The sequence below is a fragment of the Mesorhizobium sp. M7A.F.Ca.AU.002.02.1.1 genome (assembly GCF_003998535.1).
GTDB lineage: Bacteria > Pseudomonadota > Alphaproteobacteria > Rhizobiales > Rhizobiaceae > Mesorhizobium > Mesorhizobium ciceri.
On record NZ_RZPB01000873.1, the window covers coordinates 1 to 2,254 of the forward strand.

The window sequence follows — 2,254 nt, forward strand, 5'->3', positions numbered from 1 at the left end:
CTCGAAATTCCGCGTGACGCTGCCCTTTCGCTGTCCCTGCTGCGGGGCGGCTTGCCGGGAGCTCGCTGGATCGACGTCGAAAACTACCATCTGACGCTGCGCTTCATCGGCGATGTTCCCGGCCATGTCGCCGACGAGATCGCCAACGCGCTCGACCGCGTCCACCGCCCTTCTTTCTCGCTGGCGCTGACCGGCGTCGGCGCTTTCGGCCAGAAGAAGCCGCATGCGGTATGGGCGGGCGCTTCCGCCTCGCCCGATCTGGCCGCCCTTCAAGGTGAGGTCGACCGCATCTGCCAGCGGCTCGGCATCCCGGCCGACCCGCGCAAATTCATGCCGCATGTGACGCTGGCGCGCTTGCGCAATTCGACCCCGCTGGACGTTGCCCAATATCTGTCGGCGCGCGGCAATTTCTCGACGCTGCCGTTCCGCATCGGCCGTTTCGTTTTGATGTCGTCGCGCGATTCGGTCGGCGGCGGACCCTACATCGTCGAGGAAGCCTGGCCGCTGTCAGGCACGGACGCCCGCGCCTCCAGCCTTGTCGCCAGCGCCTCCGACGCCTCGCGGATCATGCGATAGGCGGAAGCGAAGGCTTCTGCCTCGTCATGATAAGGATCCGGCACGTCGCGTGCCTTTCCCTGCGCGAATTCCAGGAACAGATGGATACGGTCCTGCACGGCCGCCGGCGCCAGCGCCTTCAGGTCAGCGACATTCGACCGGTCCATGCCAAGGATCAGGTCGAAACGGTGGAGGTCCTGCGGCGTGACCTTGCGCGCCCTCTGCCCGGAAATGTCGACGCCGTGCCGCATGGCGACCGCGATCGCGCGTCGATCGGGGGCAGAGCCGGCCTCCCAGTCACTGGTTCCCGCCGAATCGAGCAGGATATCCCGGGCCGACCCGCGCTCGGCCCAAACGGCGCGGAAGACACCTTCCGCCAGCGGCGACCGGCAGATGTTGCCGAGGCAGACGAAGAGAATGGAATTTATAGGCTTCGCGCTCATCGATCCGTCGCTATGGTGAGGGTCGTTTTCGAATAGCACAGGATAGGGACATGGCGAGAGAGAAACTGGGCAGGCAAGCCGCTGAAGCCGCATTGACGGGCCTCGACGGCTGGGCGCTGGCGGAAGACGGCGCCTCCATCAAGCGCACATTCACCTTCGCGAATTTCTCCGAGGCTTTCGCCTTCATGACCCGCGTCGCGCTTGCCGCCGAGGCGATGGATCATCATCCCGACTGGTCGAATGTCTACAAGACCGTCGACGTGACGCTGAACACCCACGACGCCGGCGGCGTCACTGCGCTCGATATCGATCTGGCCACGAAAATGAACCGTTTTGCCGGCGCCTGAGGCCTGGTATCGCCTCGGCAGGCCCAAATCGGCACCGGCATCTTGTAGCGGGGGTCGGGTTTCACCACATTTTCCCCCGCGGGGCAGGCGCCGGATGCGCATGAGCCCCGCAAGGAGAGACTGATGGCGCAACAATCCGGTTTTGATTTCTTCGGCTTTGGCGGCAAGCCGTCAGACGAGAGCGAAGTGCGCGAGAAATTCTGGCGCACAGCCAAGAAGGCCGCGCGGCAGATCCCCTTCATGGAAGAGGTCGTGGCCGCCTATTATTGCGCCATGGACAAGAACACGCCGCTGCGCGCCAAGGGCATTCTGCTGGCCGCGCTCGGCTATTTCGTGCTGCCGGTGGATGTCATCCCCGACTTCGTCTTCGGGCTTGGCTTCACCGACGACATCGCTGTGCTCACCGCCGCGATCACCGCCGTCAGTGCCCACATCACCACTGCGCACCGGCAGGCCGCCAGGGACGCCATGGCCGAGAAGGGCTGAACACGCGCGCGGAACGCCGTTGAAGCCGGCTTTCGGCGACAGCGTAAAAAGTCAAACTCTTGCCGCTTTCGTGGCCTTCAAGTCGCCAAAGGGATGTCGCGCCACCCGCTCGCAGGGCGGCGGCGCGGGTATGGTGGCGGTTTCCTCGGGGTGAGGGTCCTTTTCTCTTCGGAAATTCACCGTTTGGTAACCCAGATTAAATCAAAATGAAGCGACGGGCAGGACGCCAAGCCGGCCTGCCTCCGCACCATTTGGAATACGGGAAAAGCGATGCGCGGATTGATTGCGATAGTTTCGAGTCTGGCCCTGGTGGCCGTGGCAGCGCCGGCACTGGCGCAGTCGGCGACCAAGATCGGCCAGCACAATGCCTGGGGCACCTACAGCTACCAGGCATCGGGCGGCAAGGTCTGCTATGTCCTGACC

General features: G+C 64.1%; 4 protein-coding genes. 3 read left to right on the forward strand and 1 reads right to left on the reverse strand.

All coding sequences use genetic code 11. From position 1 onward, the window contains the following. Window positions 1-576, forward strand: a 576-nt coding sequence (thpR, locus tag EN879_RS32640; RefSeq protein WP_127274546.1) for an RNA 2',3'-cyclic phosphodiesterase, incomplete at its 5' end; no start/stop codon positions are given. Here thpR and EN879_RS32645 read toward each other — a convergent pair. Then, a complete protein-coding gene (locus EN879_RS32645; protein WP_013528818.1) occupies window positions 480-998 on the reverse strand; it encodes a low molecular weight protein-tyrosine-phosphatase in 519 nt (172 codons plus the stop codon). The two genes, thpR and EN879_RS32645, sit on opposite strands and share 97 nt — an antisense overlap. A gap of 50 nt (window positions 999-1,048) precedes the next feature. Between EN879_RS32645 and EN879_RS32650 the strand changes: the two genes are divergently transcribed. Both EN879_RS32650 and EN879_RS32655 read left to right on the forward strand, forming a co-directional pair. Then, window positions 1,049-1,345, forward strand: coding sequence for a 4a-hydroxytetrahydrobiopterin dehydratase (locus EN879_RS32650; RefSeq protein WP_063169551.1), 297 nt, complete (start codon window positions 1,049-1,051; stop codon window positions 1,343-1,345). Window positions 1,346-1,468: 123 nt separating this feature from the next. Next, window positions 1,469-1,831, forward strand: a complete 363-nt coding sequence (locus EN879_RS32655) for a YkvA family protein (protein ID WP_013528816.1) — start codon at window positions 1,469-1,471, stop codon at window positions 1,829-1,831. Window positions 1,832-2,254: the final 423 nt, after the last annotated feature.